At 62.6% G+C, this 17101-nt stretch carries 10 protein-coding genes; 7 read left to right on the forward strand and 3 right to left on the reverse strand.

What is annotated here, in order from left to right:
- Positions 1-3: 3 nt before the first annotated feature.
- From KRX12_RS10035 to KRX12_RS10045, 3 genes are all read right to left on the reverse strand, one after another.
- Entirely contained in the window at positions 4-1122 is a 1119-nt protein-coding gene (locus KRX12_RS10035) for an alpha/beta hydrolase (RefSeq protein ID WP_218366549.1), read from the reverse strand.
- A 216-nt stretch (positions 1123-1338) separates the two neighbouring features.
- Positions 1339-2175 (reverse strand): aldo/keto reductase, encoded by an 837-nt coding sequence (locus tag KRX12_RS10040; protein WP_218366550.1) that lies wholly within the window; start codon positions 2173-2175, stop codon positions 1339-1341.
- A 19-nt stretch (positions 2176-2194) separates the two neighbouring features.
- Positions 2195-2986, reverse strand: coding sequence for a DedA family protein (locus KRX12_RS10045; protein WP_218366551.1), 792 nt, complete (start codon positions 2984-2986; stop codon positions 2195-2197).
- A 274-nt stretch (positions 2987-3260) separates the two neighbouring features.
- On the opposite strand from KRX12_RS10045, the gene KRX12_RS10050 reads away from it, so the two are divergent.
- The 7 genes from KRX12_RS10050 (at position 3261) to fusA (ending at position 16948) form a co-directional block, all read left to right on the forward strand.
- Complete coding sequence (locus tag KRX12_RS10050; RefSeq protein WP_218366552.1) at positions 3261-4244, forward strand: DUF3068 domain-containing protein; 984 nt, start codon at positions 3261-3263, stop codon at positions 4242-4244.
- Between the two features lie 358 nt (positions 4245-4602).
- Entirely contained in the window at positions 4603-8100 is a 3498-nt protein-coding gene (locus KRX12_RS10055) for a DNA-directed RNA polymerase subunit beta (RefSeq protein ID WP_218364553.1), read from the forward strand.
- A gap of 144 nt (positions 8101-8244) precedes the next feature.
- Complete coding sequence (locus KRX12_RS10060) at positions 8245-12261, forward strand: DNA-directed RNA polymerase subunit beta' (RefSeq protein ID WP_218364551.1); 4017 nt, start codon at positions 8245-8247, stop codon at positions 12259-12261.
- Between the two features lie 212 nt (positions 12262-12473).
- On the forward strand, positions 12474-13313 hold the full coding sequence (locus KRX12_RS10065) for a hypothetical protein (RefSeq protein WP_218366553.1): 840 nt from the start codon (positions 12474-12476) through the stop codon (positions 13311-13313).
- Between the two features lie 448 nt (positions 13314-13761).
- Complete coding sequence (gene rpsL / locus KRX12_RS10070) at positions 13762-14133, forward strand: 30S ribosomal protein S12 (RefSeq protein ID WP_151528973.1); 372 nt, start codon at positions 13762-13764, stop codon at positions 14131-14133.
- Between the two features lie 3 nt (positions 14134-14136).
- Positions 14137-14604: a 30S ribosomal protein S7 gene (gene rpsG / locus KRX12_RS10075; protein ID WP_151528972.1), complete on the forward strand. Its 468-nt coding sequence runs from the start codon at positions 14137-14139 to the stop codon at positions 14602-14604.
- A gap of 220 nt (positions 14605-14824) precedes the next feature.
- Entirely contained in the window at positions 14825-16948 is a 2124-nt protein-coding gene (gene fusA / locus KRX12_RS10080; protein WP_218364547.1) for an elongation factor G, read from the forward strand.
- Positions 16949-17101: the final 153 nt, after the last annotated feature.

Consider the following 17101-nt stretch of genomic DNA (forward strand, 5'->3'; position numbering starts at 1 on the left):
GGGCTAGCCGATATTCTCCCGCTGCACATCGTGCAGCTCGGAGTCAGACGCCAAGCCCTCACCGGTGTAGATGGCCTGGGTGCGCTCCGAATTGCTCAGCACGTACTCGCTGAAGGAGAGCACCAGACCGCCGTACACGTTGTGCTCCGGGGCATCCACGAAGGTGCCATGGAAGGCATTGTTCACGGTGGCGCGCCACTTGGGGCCGCGGGCGTTGGTGTAGAGCAACTCGGAGATCGGGTGGGCCACCAGGGTCTCGTGCTCGGCGAAGAGCACCAGCGCGGGCTTGGTGGTGGGCTCGGAGGCGAGCCCGAAATCCGCGGGGCCGGGGTTGACGGCGGTCACGCCACGGACGGCGAAGTTCTCATCGCCCACGGCGTGCATCGCCGGCCCGAGGCTTTCGGCCACGCGCATCACAGCGCCGCCGCCGGCTGAGTGGCCGACGAGCACGGTGCGGGAGGTGTCAATCTTGCCCTGCAGCGGGCCCGGGCTGGTGGCGGCGTCGATCGCGGCGGTGGCGGCCAGCTCCACTTGGTAGCCGAACCAGTTGATCCAGGTGTAGCCGATGGCCACCACATAGCCGTGGCTGGCGTAGAGCTCGGCTTGGCGAGAAACCATGCCCGGCTCGGCGCCGATGCCGGGGGAGAGCACGATCAACGGTGCGGGATCAGACTCGGCGATGTCTGCCGGGTAGACCAGCTGGGAGCCGATGGGGGATTCCGGTCCGGAGGGCCAGGTGCCATAGCAGGGCGCCTCCGAGTTCGCGCCGTTCTGGTAGCGCAGTATCGAGTTGTAGAACACGTAAAAAGCGTCGGTGCACTGCCGCGCCACCGTGGTGGCGGCCACCTCGTGGGGGCCGCGCTGACCAAAGGTGCTGCGGATCGCGCCGGGAGCCTCGTTATAGGGGGCGGTGAGCCGCAGCCCAGTGAGGCCGGCCTCGCGCAGCGGCTCCGGCACGAAGGGCGGCGCAATGTCCTCCGGCAGATCCGGCCAGCCGGAAGTGGAGGAGCTTACTTCTGGGGCCGGAGGAAGCAGCGGGGCGGCGACGGCGTGCTGGGGCAGCAGCAGGGCAGTGGTGGATACCAGCGCGAGTGCAGCGCCGCGGCGAGAGATAGGGGCCATGGGATCCAGCTTTCTATGTCGATGAAAAATAGATGAACGCTATAGAAGAGAATCCTAAGTGCGTTGCGGGTCACATAGAAGAGCTCTGACGGAACCGTAGGTAGTTTTCACCAAGAAGGGGGTACGGCGCGGTGGGCGGTGCGCGCCCCGGATATAGCAGCGCCGGCCGCCCCAGTATTCGGGGTGACCGGTGCTCAGGGCAGCGCGGGGCGCAGCCTAAAACTCCTCATAGACTGCGGGGTCTTGGGCTTTACGACGCCCATCTGCCCGGCCCAGCGCCGTGATGGACTCTATCTCGGCCGCATCCAAGGTGATCTCCAGCGCGGCCAGGTTCTCCTGCTGCCGCTGCAGGGAACTGGCCTTCGGAATGGCGAGTGCGCCGATGGCGCGATGCCAGGCGAGAACGATCTGCGCCGGGGTCGCATCATGGCCGCGGGCGATCTCTGCCAGCACCGGTTCCTCGAGTACCTCGCCGCGGTTGAGCGGGCTCCAGGACTGGGTGATGATGCCGCGCTCGCGGTGATAGGCGCGGGCCTCGACCTGGGGAAAGTAGGGGTGCAATTCGATCTGGTTCACTGCGGGAAGCTCGCCGGTGGCGGCTTCTACCTGCTCGAGGTGCTCCGGCAGGAAATTGCACACGCCGATGTGACGAATGAGTCCCTTATCCCGCGCGGCCATGAGCCCGCGGTAGGCGTCGATAAACAGCCCCTGCGAGGGATTGGGCCAGTGGATCAAATACAGATCAATAAAGTTCCGTCCCAAGCGATAGAGGGACTCTTCCACGCAGGTGACGGCGTCGCTGTGATAGCGCCCCGGCAGCTTGGAGGTAATGAGCAGCTCCGAGCGGGTGGCGCTGCCATCTGCACGCAGCGCGGTGCGCACCGCCCTGCCCACGGTGCCCTCATTCTCGTAGTTATAGGCGCTGTCTACGAGCCGATACCCCGCAGAGATAGCGGAGCGAATGGACTCCACTCCCGCCGCGCCTTTGAGCTTATAGGTGCCCAAGCCCTGCACTGGCAGCCGTAGTCCAGAATGTGATCGAAAGGTATCCATGGCGCCAGCCTACCGACAGCTAGACGGGGCGGCTCTTGGAGCGGCGAGCCGAGATCACAGCAAAGACCACCAAAGCAAGCGTGATCCACAGGGCATAGCGATTGATCTGATCTACCACCCCGATCACCTGCTCGCCATAGCGGATACCGATATAGGCAAAGATGCTGTTGCGTACCAGCACGCCGGCGGCGTTGACCGCCAGAATCATGCGGAAGGATACCCCGCGGATGGTGGCCAAAAGATTCGCGATGAGGCGAATCGGCATGAAGGGAATATAGGAGATAAAGATTGCTCCCAGCAGCAGGGGAGGGCTGAGCCTCCCCAGACGGTCCAGCCAGGTGCGCATCCGGGGAGATTGTTCCACCACCATGGCGAGGTACTCGCGGCCCCACCAGCGGCCAATCATCCACCACAGGGGGATGGAGCGCAGCCCGCCCACCAGAGCGCACACCACGATCACCCAGGCGGCAGTGCCACCCACGGTGGACTGGGCGCCGCCAATAATCGCGGAGGTATAGCCGCCCACGAGCAGCGCATAAGGGAGCGGATTATTCAGCAGCCACACCCGAAGCGGGATCATCGCCAGGCTCAGCAGCATATCCGCGAAGAGATAGACAAAAAGCCACTTATCGCGCGTCGTCGGCGAGGCAATAAACGCTGGGGTGGGTGGGGTCGAGCTCTCGTCGTCCGAGTCGCCGGGGCCGGCGCTGCTGGGGGCGGCGGCGCTATCGGGCTGCTGCTGGGCGGCGTGATCGGCGCGCGCCTGCTCCTCAGGGTGCTGAGGCTGGTGCTGAGGATGGGGATCAGACACGGCGCAGAAAACGTCCTTCCATACAACGAGGTCAGTGGCAATAGTGGGAGGAAAACGAGCGCCTCGGGGCGGCGGCGCTCAGATACTAGGGCAAGCCTACAAGATGGCCCGGACACCGCCTGGTTCAGACACCGCCGCCGTGCGCATGGCCGCGGTGCTCTCCTCGCCTTCGGAGCAGGAGGGGAGAGGGCCCGTGCCTGAGATAGCCGGGGTGGTGCGCTGCGCATGCGCCTCGGTCCCACTGCGCAAAGGGCGGCGGCTACACTCTTTAGGCATGCTGCCAAAGTCTCGCATCGCCGCCTCCCTTGTTCTCGGGTTGGCCGCCGCCCTCATCGCGGCGGGGCTCTTTTTGCCGCGCGCACTGCACACCGATTCCCGCATCGCCCTCGACACGGGCCCGGTGACGTGGACGCTTCGCGATGACACGGCACAGTCACGGCTGCTCAGCTCGCCCGAGGGACGGGTGCTGGATGCGCCGGTGACCAAGCAGGTGCACTTTGAGTTCGTAGATCCCGCCGATGCGGACACTGTCACCGTCAAAGCCGGCTCGACGCTCATGCGCGAGTCCCGCCAAGCGGATCAGGACCGCCTGATCACCGCCGATATCACCAGCTATCGCATGAACCGGCTCACGGGGCTCGCGAGCTCCCCTGCCACCGTGGCGGATCAAATGGCCAGCCCCACCCGCAGCTTCGATATCGGCGGCCAGTGGCTCAAGTTCGAGCCCACCCCAGCCAATCACGGCCTGGAATTCTATGACTCCACCCTGCGCCGCTCTTTTCCGCTGGAGTTTGTGGAGAACTCCGAGATCGCCGGCCGTGAGGTGAAGGTCTATCACCAGTACATCGAGCCGCAGAACGTGGCGCAGTCCTACCCCGGAATCTTCAACACCGCACGGCTGCAGGATGACTCGGCCGGCTATCTCTACCACGAGGTCGATCGCCGGATCTCTGTGGACGTCGAGAGCGGCTTAGTGCTCAACATCGAGGAGAATATTAACGACTTCTACGCCGACGCCAAGCGGGAAAAACCCGAGTTGGTTCTGGTGGGAGAGTTCCGCATGAGCGAGGAGAACCAGCAGGCACTCGCTGCCGCCGCGGAGCACACGCGCGGTGGACAGGGTATTCGGATCGCGGGCTGGGTGCTGCTAGGATGCGGTGAAGCTCTGGCGCTCCTAGCGCTCATCGGAGTATTTATCGGCGGACGCCGGGCGCGCCGGGAACAGGCGGGCCGTGAGGAGGTCAGCACCGGCGCGTGAGATTTTCACGCTGCCACCTCGATCCACTCCGATGTTTATACAGGCCGCCTGCGGCGTGAATGCCAGTCTCAGCACTGCTGTCCCATTCGCCTCATCGCCCACGGCCTTTACAAGCGTGCAGCTGTGGTATAAGCTGATTCTTTGCGCTGGAATCCGTCGACCCCAGATTTTCACGAGACCTTGTTTAAATGGTTTGGAAAAACCGAATTGACAAGGTCGTTTAGTGCTATCGCGGCCGGTTGGGCGAGGTTCCTATAGCAGACCGAAATGCTCAAAGTTAGCGGCGGCTCGGGGCTAGGCATTGGTGTGTGTCCCACTATTAACACACTGAAGCACATCCCTGTAGTTGTCGCGTGAGGTGCTGGAAGGACGCATCTTGGCAGTCTCCCGCCAGACCAAGTCAGTGGCCGAAATCCCCGGAGCTCCGAAGCGATATTCATTCGCGAAAATTCAGGAGCCCATCGCGCTGCCGGGTCTACTCGACCTACAGCTCGAATCCTTTGCTTGGCTTATTGGCACGCCCGAGTGGCGCGCCCGTCAACAGGCCGAGGCACCCGAGGGTGCCCGTATTACCAGTGGTCTTGAGGACATCCTGGAAGAGTTGTCCCCGATTCAGGACTACTCCGGCAACATGTCTTTGTCGCTCTCGGAGCCGCGCTTCGAGGACGTGAAGAACACCGTTGATGAGTCCAAGGATAAGGACATCAACTACTCCGCTCCGCTGTATGTGACAGCCGAGTTCATTAACAATGAAACGCAGGAGATCAAGTCCCAGACGGTCTTCATCGGCGACTTCCCGATGATGACCGACCGTGGCACGTTCATCGTCAACGGCACCGAGCGTGTCGTGGTCTCGCAGCTCGTGCGTTCTCCCGGTGTGTACTTCGATCGCACCATCGATAAGTCCACCGAGCGTCCCCTGCACTCGGTGAAGGTTATTCCTTCCCGTGGCGCATGGCTCGAGTTCGACGTGGATAAGCGCGATAGCGTCGGCGTGCGTATCGACCGTAAGCGTCGTCAGCCCGTCACCGTGCTGCTCAAGGCCCTTGGTTGGACCACCGAGCAGATCACGGAGCGCTTCGGTTTCTCCGAGCTGATTATGTCCACCTTGGAGAATGACACTGTCTCCAACACCGATGAGGCACTGCTGGAGATCTACCGCAAGCAGCGCCCGGGCGAGCAGCCGACCCGCGATCTCGCGCAGTCCCTGCTGGACAATAGCTTCTTCAAGCCCAAGCGCTATGACTTGGCCAAGGTGGGCCGCTACAAGGTCAACCGCAAGCTCGGCCTCACCGGTGCTGATGAGCGCACGATGACCCTCACCGAAGAGGACATCGCCACCACCATCGAGTACCTGGTGCGCCTGCACGCCGGCGAAACCTCCATGGTCTCCCCGGACGGCGTGGAGATCCCGATCGATACCGACGACATCGACCACTTCGGTAACCGCCGTCTGCGTACCGTTGGCGAGCTCATCCAGAACCAGGTCCGCGTGGGCCTGTCCCGTATGGAGCGCGTGGTCCGCGAGCGCATGACCACCCAGGACGCGGAGTCCATCACTCCGACCTCCCTGATTAACGTGCGCCCCGTCTCGGCTGCCATCCGCGAGTTCTTCGGCACCTCCCAGCTCTCGCAGTTCATGGACCAGAACAACTCCCTGTCTGGTCTGACCCACAAGCGTCGTCTCTCCGCGCTCGGCCCGGGTGGTCTGTCCCGTGAACGCGCCGGCATTGAGGTGCGCGACGTGCACCCGTCTCACTATGGCCGCATGTGCCCGATTGAGACCCCTGAGGGCCCGAACATCGGTCTGATCGGTTCGCTCTCCTGCTATGCCCGCGTGAACCACTTCGGCTTCATCGAAACCCCCTACCGCAAGGTGGAGGACGGCAAGCTCACCGACGAGATCGTTTACCTCACCGCCGATGAAGAGGATCGCGCCGCCGTGGCGCAGGCCTCTCTCCGCGTGGATGAGGAGGGCACGATTCTCGACTCCCGCATCGAGGTGCGCGTGAAGGACGGCGACATTGAGGTCGTGGGTCCTGAGGGCGTGGACTACATGGATATCTCCCCGCGCCAGATGGTGTCGGTGGCGACCGCCATGATTCCCTTCCTCGAGCACGACGACGCCAACCGTGCCCTCATGGGTGCGAACATGCAGCGTCAGGCTGTGCCGCTGGTGCGTTCCGAGTCCGCCTATGTGGGCACCGGTATGGAGCTGCGCGCCGCCTATGACGCCGGCGACCTGGTGATCAACAACAAGGCCGGCGTGGTCGAGAACGTCTGCGCCGACTTCATCACCGTGATGGCTGATGACGGCACCCGCGAGACCTACATGCTGCGCAAGTTCGAGCGCACCAACCAGGGCACCTGCTACAACCAGCGCCCCTTGGTGAACCTCGGGCAGCGTGTGGAAGAAGGCGAAGTGCTGGCCGATGGCCCCGGCACCCACGAGGGCGAAATGGCCCTCGGCCGCAACCTGCTGGTTGCGTTCATGCCGTGGGAAGGCCACAACTACGAGGACGCCATCATCCTCAACCAGCGCCTGGTGGAAGAGGACGTTCTTACCTCAATCCACATCGAGGAGCACGAGATCGATGCCCGCGACACCAAGCTTGGTGCCGAGGAGATCACTCGGGAGATCCCGAACGTCTCTGAGGATGTGCTCAAGGACCTCGACGAGCGCGGTATCGTGCGCATCGGCGCCGATGTCCGCGACGGCGACATCCTGGTGGGCAAGGTCACCCCGAAGGGTGAAACCGAGCTGACCCCGGAGGAGCGCCTGCTGCGCGCCATCTTCGGCGAGAAGGCTCGCGAGGTGCGCGACACCTCCATGAAGGTGCCGCACGGTGAAACCGGCAAGGTTATCGGCGTGCGTCGCTTCTCCCGCGAGGACGACGACGATCTCTCCCCGGGCGTGAATGAGATGATCCGCGTGTACGTGGCTCAGAAGCGCAAGATCCAGGACGGCGATAAGCTCGCCGGCCGCCACGGTAACAAGGGCGTGGTGGGCAAGATCCTGCCCGCCGAGGACATGCCCTTCATGGCCGATGGCACCCCGGTGGACATCATCCTGAACACCCACGGTGTGCCCCGTCGTATGAACATTGGTCAGGTGCTCGAGGTGCACTTGGGCTGGCTGGCAGCCGCTGGTTGGAAGATCGACCCCGAGGACGAGAAGAACGCCCAGCTGCTCAAGACTCTCCCCGAGGAGCTGTACGACGTTCCCGCCAACTCGCTCACCGCGACCCCGGTGTTCGACGGCGCCTCCAACGAGGAGCTGGCTGGTCTGCTGGCCAACTCGCGCCCGAACCGCGACGGCGATGTGCTCATCGACGGCGACGGCAAGGCTCGACTCTTCGATGGTCGTTCCGGCGAGCCCTTCCAGCACCCGATCTCGGTCGGCTACATGTACATGCTGAAGCTGCACCACCTGGTGGATGAGAAGATCCACGCCCGCTCCACCGGCCCGTACTCCATGATCACCCAGCAGCCGCTGGGCGGTAAGGCACAGTTCGGTGGCCAGCGCTTCGGTGAGATGGAGGTGTGGGCTATGCAGGCCTATGGCGCCGCCTACACCCTGCAGGAGCTGCTCACCATCAAGTCCGATGACGTGGTGGGTCGTGTGAAGGTCTACGAGGCGATCGTCAAGGGCGATAACATCCCCGATCCTGGCATCCCCGAGTCCTTCAAGGTGCTGCTCAAGGAGCTGCAGTCGCTGTGCCTGAACGTGGAGGTTCTCTCCGCCGATGGCACTCCGATGGAGCTGGGCACTACCGACGATGATGAGTTCGATCAGGCCGGTGCCTCCCTGGGCATCAACCTTTCTCGCGACGAGCGCTCGGACGACATCGCCTAAAAATACGGTGCTTTCTTTCCCACCAGCTCCGGCGCGGCCACAGGCCACGCCGCGAGCTCGGGGAATAAGCGCAAGAAACTGACACTTCAAGTTCTTTACAAAAACTACGACACCCCACCACCGCGTGGGGGAAAGGGAGTTTGCGTGCTCGACGTCAACTTCTTCGACGAGCTCCGTATTGGTCTGGCCACCGCCGACGATATCCGTCGTTGGTCCAAAGGCGAGGTCAAGAAGCCGGAGACCATTAACTACCGCACCCTCAAGCCGGAAAAGGACGGCCTCTTCTGTGAGCGCATCTTCGGTCCTACCCGCGACTGGGAGTGCGCCTGCGGCAAGTACAAGCGCGTCCGCTACAAGGGCATCATCTGTGAGCGCTGCGGCGTTGAGGTGACCAAGTCCAAGGTGCGCCGCGAGCGTATGGGCCACATTGAGTTGGCCGCGCCCGTGACCCACATCTGGTACTTCAAGGGCGTTCCCTCTCGCCTGGGCTACCTTCTGGACCTCGCTCCGAAGGACCTGGAGCGCATTATTTACTTCGCTGCCAACATCATCACCTCGGTGGACGATGAGGCACGCCACGCCGACCTGACCACTCTGGAAGCTGAGATGCTGCTGGAGAAGAAGGACGTGGAGGCCGATGCCGAGTCTGAGATCGCTGAGCGCGCTCAGAAGATGGAAGAGGACCTCGCGGAGCTGGAAGAGGCCGGTGCGAAAGCCGATGCCCGCCGCAAGGTGCAGAATGCTGCTGAGAAGGAAATGCAGCATATCCGCGAGAAGGCCGAGCGGGAGATCGATCGTCTCGACGAGATCTGGCAGACCTTCACCAAGCTGGCCCCGAAGCAGATGATCATCGACGAGACCATCTACGAAGAGCTCGTCGACCGCTACGAGGATTACTTCACCGGCGGTATGGGCGCCGAGGCCATCCAGACCCTCGTGCGTAACTTCGACCTCGACGCCGAGGCCGAGAGCCTCCGCGAGATCATCAATAACGGCAAGGGCCAGAAGAAGATGCGTGCCCTCAAGCGTCTGAAGGTGGTTGCCGCCTTCCAGCGCTCGGGTAACGATCCGGCTGGCATGGTGCTCGACTGCATCCCGGTGATCCCGCCGGAGCTGCGCCCGATGGTGCAGCTCGACGGTGGCCGCTTCGCCACCTCGGACCTCAACGACCTCTACCGTCGTGTGATCAACCGCAATAACCGCCTCAAGCGCATGATCGATCTCGGCGCGCCCGAGATCATCGTGAACAACGAGAAGCGCATGTTGCAGGAGTCCGTGGACGCCCTCTTCGACAACGGCCGTCGTGGCCGCCCCGTCACCGGCCCGGGCAACCGTCCGCTGAAGTCTCTGTCTGACCTGCTCAAGGGCAAGCAGGGCCGCTTCCGTCAGAACCTGCTGGGTAAGCGCGTGGACTACTCCGGTCGTTCCGTGATTATCGTTGGTCCGCAGCTGAAGCTGCACGAGTGTGGTCTGCCGAAGCTCATGGCCTTGGAGCTGTTCAAGCCCTTCGTGATGAAGCGTCTGGTGGAGCACGACTACGCCCAGAACATCAAGTCCGCGAAGCGCATGGTGGAGCGCCAGCGCCCCGAGGTGTGGGATGTGCTGGAAGAGGCCATCTCCGAGCACCCGGTGATGCTTAACCGCGCCCCCACCCTGCACCGCCTGGGTATTCAGGCCTTCGAGCCGGTGCTCGTCGAGGGTAAGGCTATTCAGCTGCACCCGCTGGCCTGTGAGGCCTTCAACGCCGACTTCGACGGTGACCAGATGGCTGTGCACCTGCCGCTGTCCGCCGAGGCTCAGGCCGAGGCCCGCATCCTGATGCTCGCCTCGAATAACATCCTGTCCCCGGCCTCCGGTAAGCCGCTGGCTATGCCGCGTCTGGACATGGTGACCGGCCTGTACTACCTGACCCTGGAGAAGACCCCGGATCAGCTCGGTGGCGAAGGCGCCTACAGCGCTGCCACCGAGGATGGCCCCGAGCAGGGCGTGTACTCCTCCTACGCGGAGGCCATCATGGCCCGCGACCGTGGCGTGTTGGGCCTGCAGGCCCCGATCAAGGTGCGTATCTCGCACCTGCGCCCGACCGCCGAGGTCGAAGCGGAGCACTTCCCCGATGGCTGGCAGCCCGGCCAGGTGTGGACCGCCCACACCACGCTGGGACGCATCATGTTCAACGAGCTGCTGCCGTGGAACTACCCGTACCTTGAGGGCATCATGGTGCGTAAGGGTGGCGGCCAGGACAAGATCATGCTCGGCGATGTGATTAACGATCTCGCCGCCAAGTACCCCATGATCACCGTGGCCCAGACCATGGACAAGATGAAGGACGCTGGTTTCTACTGGGCAACCCGCTCCGGTGTGACCATCACCATGTCCGACGTGCTGGTGCTTCCGAACAAGCACGAGATTCTCGAGCGCTACGAGGCCTCGGCCCGAGAGATCGAGAAGAAGTACTGGGAGAAGGGTGCTCTCACCCCGCGTGAGCGCTATGACCGCCTGGTGGAGCTGTGGAAGGACGCCACCGACACCGTGGGTCAGGCCGTGGAGGACCTCTACCCGGACGAGAACCCGATTCCGATGATCGTGAAGTCGGGCGCCGCCGGTAACATGCGTCAGATCTGGACCCTGGCCGGTATGAAGGGCATGGTTGTGAACTCGAAGGGTGACTACATCACCCGCCCGATCAAGACCTCCTTCCGTGAGGGGCTGTCGGTGCTCGAGTACTTCAACAACTCCCACGGTTCCCGTAAGGGCCTGGCCGATACCGCTCTGCGTACCGCCGACTCGGGTTACCTGACCCGTCGTCTGGTGGACGTCGCCCAGGATGTGATTGTGCGCGAGGATGACTGCGAGACCCGCCAGGGTATTCGCGTGGCCATCTCCGAGCCGGTCACCGATGCTGCCGGCGAGATCACCGGCTACACCCCGGATCCGCTCAACGAGACCAGCGTGTATGGCCGCGTGCTCGCCGCCGATGCCACCACCGACGAGGGCGAGGTTGTGCTGCCCGCCGGTACCTACATCGGCGAAGAGGAAGTCACTACCCTCATCGATGGCGGCATCCAGGTCATCAAGCTGCGTTCGGTGCTCACCTGTGAAACCCCGGCCGGCGTGTGCGCCAAGTGCTATGGCAAGTCCATGGCCACCGGTAAGCAGGTGGAGATCGGCGAGGCCGTCGGTATTATCGCCGCCCAGTCGATTGGTGAGCCCGGTACCCAGCTGACCATGCGTACCTTCCACCAGGGTGGTGTCGGTGGCGACATCACCGGCGGTCTGCCCCGTGTGCAGGAGCTCTTCGAGGCCCGTGTGCCGAAGAACCGTGCTCCGATCGCCTCGGTGGCTGGTTCCGTCAAGCTGGAAGACACCGGCAACTTCTACACCCTCACCATCGTGCCGGACGACGGCTCCGATGATGTGGTCTACGAGAAGCTCTCCAAGCGTCAGGGCCTGGCCCAGGTGCGCGTACCCATGGAGTCCAACCCGCAGTCCACCATCGAGCGCACCCTGCGCGAAGGTGACCGAGTGGAAGTGGGTCAGCGCCTGCTCCGCGGCCCGGCCGATCCGCACGATGTGCTCGAGCACCTCGGCCGACGCGGCGTCGAAAAGCACCTTATTGATGAGGTGCAGGCGGTGTACCGCACCCAGGGTGTGGCGATCCACGATAAGCACATCGAGATCATCATCCGCCAGATGCTGCGCCGCGGCACCGTGATCGAGTCCGGCTCCACCGAGTTCCTTCCCGGTACCTTGGTGGACCTCTCCGAGGCGAAGGCTGCCAACCTCGAGGCCCGCAAGTCGGGCGGCGAGGCCGCACAGCTCCGCAGCGAGATCATGGGTATCACCAAGGCCTCGCTGGCTACCGAGTCGTGGCTGTCCGCCGCGTCCTTCCAGGAGACCACCCGTGTGCTCACCGATGCCGCTATTAATAAGCGCTCGGACAAGCTCATTGGCCTCAAGGAGAACGTGATCATCGGTAAGCTGATCCCGGCCGGCACCGGTATTTCGCGCTACCGCAACATTGCGGTCAAGCCCACCGAAGCCGCCAGCAGCCCGGCGTACTCGATCTCGCCCTTCGGCGATGCGATCTACGATCCGGACGGCAGCTACCAGGAGTTCACCGGCGCCAATGTGCCGCTGGAGGATACGAACTACCACGCCTAGTTCGGCCCTCGGTCTGCATCAGTACACAGCCCTTCTACCCTTCATCACCGTCACCTAGTTCGGCGGGGAGCGGCTCCTCAAAGTGGGAGAGGAGCCCTCCCATCACCGCTGAGTATGAGGACGGCCAGAATGGGTAGGAGGGCTGTTCTGTGTGTTACGACACCTACGGTCTAAGCTAATGCCGAACCCGGAGCACACAGACAAGGTGAGAAATGAGAATTTTACGGCCGTTGCGCGGCGGAATGGCGGTGATCGCGGCGTGCACCCTCGCCGGCTGCACCATCGGTATGGACCCCGACAGCCCCGTCACAGAGTCCAGTTCTTCGAGCTCACGGCCCTCCTCCTCATCCACCCGCGCCGAGGTTCCGCGCATCGATCATGCAGCGCTTGACGACGCCGTCTCGCAGCTAGAGAAACGCTATGGCCCCGTGGGTATCGCCGTCGATGGCCAGGTGCATGGCAGCCTCACCACGGGAGCCGCATGGTCCACCTCCAAGGTGGCCATCGCCATTGCCGCCGAGCGCGCCGGTGTGGCTGATCCGAGTGTGGTGGAGGCAGCTATCGCGGTCTCGGACAATGCCGCGGCAGAGATTCTGTGGAATGCCATCGGCGGTGGCGAAGAAGCGGCCCTCGCGGCCAATGAGGTGCTGCGCGATGGCGGCGATACTGAGACCGATTACAACGCCTTCCACCAGGGCCAATTCACCCCTTATGGCCAGACCGAGTGGGCGTTGAAGGATCAGGTGCGTTTCGGTGCCAGCCTGCCCACCCTGGAAGGGGCAGAAACCACCTACGAGGCCATGGGTGATAGTGCTGAGCACCAGCCCTATGGGCTTGCCGTCCTGCCCGAACCGCGTTTCAAGGGCGGCTGGGGCCCCGATGATGCTGGGCGCTATCTCGTGCGCCAATTCGGGATCGTGCTGGGCCCCGACAACCAGGACCTACCGATCGCCATCATGGCCGAGCCCAAGGACGGCAGCTATGAATCCGGACAAGAGGCGCTTACGGCGCTTGCTCGGGAGCTCAAGGATAGCGCGCACACCAAGAGCTAAGCCGCGGAATTACTCCGCGATGGGAAGTGGTGCTCAGCGATTCTGCAGGTGGGGCGCTTGATTGTGGGATGGGTGTGAACTATACTTGCCCAAGCTTGAAAAAGATTTTTTGGGCGGCTTGCCATACAGTGCCTGTGTGCTGCAAGAACCATCCCTGACACACCACCCAGTAGGCCAGCGAGAGCGGCTGACTGGGTTTGCCGTGTCTTGATTATTGGCTCTTTCATCGCCGGGTTGCGATGGCAAGGAAAAAATAAAGAGAACACCCGAAGACTGCGTAGAGGGCACAGTGGGCGCAAGCCCGCAGTGTTCACTGAGGGACTGCTAGGCGGACGCCTCCTGCGGCCGCCGGTGATGTCCTTGTGGAGTAGCTCCAGCACCATAGCCTCACCATGGGAATCCAGGTAGCTGTCTATTCGACGCGCTAGTCAGATACAGAAAGAAGTTCATGCCAACTATTCAGCAGCTGGTCCGCAAGGGCCGACATGATAAGACCGCAAAGGTGAAGACCGCGGCTCTTAAGGGCTCTCCGCAGCGCCGTGGCGTGTGCACCCGTGTGTACACCGTCACCCCGAAGAAGCCGAACTCCGCACTTCGTAAGGTCGCCCGTGTGCGTCTGACCTCCGGTATCGAGGTGTCCGCCTACATTCCGGGCGAGGGCCACAACCTGCAGGAGCACTCCATGGTGCTCGTGCGTGGTGGTCGTGTGAAGGACCTCCCCGGTGTTCGTTACAAGATCGTGCGCGGCGCACTTGACACCCAGGGTGTGAAGGACCGCAAGCAGGCACGTTCCCGCTACGGTGCGAAGAAGGAGAAGTAAAACATGCGTAAGGGCAAGGCACCTGTACGTCCTGTAGTTAAGGACCCGATTTACAACTCCGAGCTCGTCACCCAGCTGATCAACAAGGTTCTGCTGGACGGCAAGAAGTCCACCGCTGAGCGCATCGTCTACAGCGCTCTCGAGATCTGCAAGGAAAAGACCGGCACCGATCCGGTGGGCACCTTGGAGAAGGCTGTTGGAAACATCAAGCCTGACCTCGAGGTTCGTTCCCGCCGCGTGGGTGGCGCCACCTACCAGGTTCCGGTCGAGGTTCGTCCCGGCCGTGCAACCACTCTCGCACTCCGCTGGATGGTGACCTTCACCCGTCAGCGCCGCGAGCACACCATGGTTGATCGTCTCGCTAATGAGATCCTCGACGCCGCAAACGGCCTCGGTGCTTCCGTGAAGCGCCGCGAGGACACCCACAAGATGGCTGAAGCTAACCGCGCATTCGCCCACTACCGCTGGTAGTGTCATTTTTCGTGTCCTGCTTGATGGGCACCCCACTGGGAGATGCTTTGCATCTCGCGGGTGGGGGCGAGCCCGAACAGCACGGGCGATGAGCCGCCATAGAGATGGCGTCGACTAGCTAACGGGCGATACGCTCGCGCGGATAGCTGAGAATGAGACAACTGTATCCACTCAGGGCGCCATTTGGCGGCCTACACCAACCAACAATTGGGGATTTACTGTGGCACAAGAAGTGCTTAAGGATCTAAAGAAGGTCCGCAATATCGGCATCATGGCCCACATCGATGCCGGTAAGACCACCACCACCGAACGTATTCTGTTCTACACCGGTATTAACCGTAAGGTCGGCGAGACCCACGACGGTGCCTCCACCACCGACTGGATGGAGCAGGAGAAGGAACGCGGCATCACCATTACCTCCGCAGCAGTGACCTGCTTCTGGGAGGGTAACCAGATCAACATCATCGACACCCCGGGTCACGTTGACTTCACCGTTGAGGTGGAGCGCTCCCTGCGCGTGCTCGATGGCGCTGTTGCTGTCTTCGACGGCAAGGAAGGCGTTGAGCCGCAGTCCGAGCAGGTGTGGCGTCAGGCTGCAAAGTATGACGTTCCGCGTATCTGCTTCGTGAACAAGATGGACAAGATGGGTGCGGACTTCTACTTCACCGTCCAGACCATCGTGGACCGCCTGAACGCGAAGCCGCTCGTTATGCAGCTCCCGATCGGTGCTGAGGACGACTTCGACGGCGTTGTCGACCTGCTCGAGATGAAGGCCCTCACCTGGCGTGGCAAGACCGATATCGGTACCGAAGCCACCGTCGAGGAGATCCCGGCCGATCTGCAGGAGAAGGCCGAGGAGTACCGCGAGAAGCTGCTCGAGGCCGTGGCTGAGTCCGACGAAGAGCTCATGGAGAAGTACTTCGGCGGCGAAGAGCTGACCATGGACGAGATCAAGGGCGCCATCCGCAAGATGACCGTCAACTCCGAGATCTACCCCGTGTACTGCGGTACCGCCTACCGCAACAAGGGTGTCCAACCGCTGCTCGACGCTGTTGTGGACTTCCTGCCGAACCCGCTCGACGTGGGCGAGGTCGTGGGCCACAAGGTGGGCGAGGAAGAGGTCAAGCTGACCCGCAGGCCCTCCGACGATGCCCCGCTGTCCGCTCTTGCCTTCAAGATCGCAGCGCACCCGTTCTTCGGTAAGCTCACCTTCATCCGCGTGTACTCCGGTACCGCCGAGCCGGGCGAGCAGGTCCTGAACTCCACCAAGGACCGCAAGGAGCGCGTGGGCAAGATGTTCCAGATGCACGCCAACAAGGAGAACCCTGTTGAGAAGGCACACGCTGGTAACATCTACGCCTTCATTGGCCTGAAGGAGACCACCACTGGTGACACTCTCTGTAACGCCAATGACCCGATCATCCTCGAGTCCATGGACTTCCCGGATCCCGTGATCCAGGTGGCCATCGAGCCGAAGTCCAAGGCCGACCAGGAGAAGCTGGGTACCGCTATCCAGAAGCTGGCCGAAGAGGACCCGACCTTCACCGTGAACCTGGACGAGGAGTCCGGCCAGACCGTCATCGGCGGTATGGGCGAGCTGCACCTCGACGTTCTGGTGGACCGCATGAAGCGCGAGTTCAAGGTTGAGGCCAACGTGGGTGCCCCGCAGGTGGCGTACCGCGAGACCATCCGCAAGCCCGTGGAGAAGCTCGAGTACACCCACAAGAAGCAGACCGGTGGTTCCGGTCAGTTCGCGAAGGTCATCATCTCCATCGAGCCCTACGCACCCGATGCAGAGGAGCTCGAAGAGGGCGAGTCCGCAACCTACGCATTCGACAACCAGGTCACTGGTGGCCGCATCCCGAAGGAGTACATCCCCTCCGTGGACGCCGGTATCCAGGACGCTATGCAGTACGGCTTCCTTGCTGGCTTCCCGCTGGTGAACATCAAGGCCACCCTGCTCGACGGCCAGTACCACGAGGTTGACTCCTCTGAGATGGCCTTCAAGCTCGCCGGTTCCCAGGCGCTGAAGGAAGCTGTTGCCAAGGCAAAGCCGGCACTGCTCGAGCCGCTGATGGCCGTCGAGGTCATCACCCCCGAGGAGTACATGGGCGAGGTTATTGGCGATATCAACTCCCGCCGTGGCCAGGTTCAGTCCATGGACGACCGCTCCGGCGCGAAGGTTGTCAAGGCCCTCGTTCCGCTGTCCCAGATGTTCGGTTACGTCGGTGACCTGCGTTCGAAGACTCAGGGTCGTGCTAACTACACGATGATCTTCGATTCCTACGCAGAGGTTCCCACCAACGTGGCGCAGGACATCATCGCCGAGCGCACCGGCGCCTAAGCTCCGGCTGTGCCCTGGTTTCCAGCTAGGTTTATGCCAGACCTAGCCGGGAACTGCGGGTAACGGCCCGCTGAGCGGGCACTCTATCCATGAGAGACCCGTTGAGCAGGCCGTTACCTGCGTTGGCCCACACGCACCCATATCCTTATCCAT

The organism is Corynebacterium sp. TAE3-ERU2, assembly GCF_019209955.1.
Classification (GTDB): Bacteria; Actinomycetota; Actinomycetes; order Mycobacteriales; family Mycobacteriaceae; genus Corynebacterium; species Corynebacterium megadyptis.

What these genes read in the sequence shown, in the direction of transcription:
- KRX12_RS10035 (WP_218366549.1), bottom strand. Translation starts at nt 1,122, where the DNA reads ATGGCCCCTATCTCTCGCCGCGGCGCTGCACTCGCGCTGGTATCCACC.
- KRX12_RS10040 (WP_218366550.1), bottom strand. Translation starts at nt 2,175, where the DNA reads ATGGATACCTTTCGATCACATTCTGGACTACGGCTGCCAGTGCAGGGC.
- KRX12_RS10050 (WP_218366552.1), top strand. Translation starts at nt 3,261, where the DNA reads ATGCTGCCAAAGTCTCGCATCGCCGCCTCCCTTGTTCTCGGGTTGGCC.
- KRX12_RS10065 (WP_218366553.1), top strand. Translation starts at nt 12,474, where the DNA reads ATGAGAATTTTACGGCCGTTGCGCGGCGGAATGGCGGTGATCGCGGCG.
- rpsL (WP_151528973.1), top strand. Translation starts at nt 13,762, where the DNA reads ATGCCAACTATTCAGCAGCTGGTCCGCAAGGGCCGACATGATAAGACC.
- rpsG (WP_151528972.1), top strand. Translation starts at nt 14,137, where the DNA reads ATGCGTAAGGGCAAGGCACCTGTACGTCCTGTAGTTAAGGACCCGATT.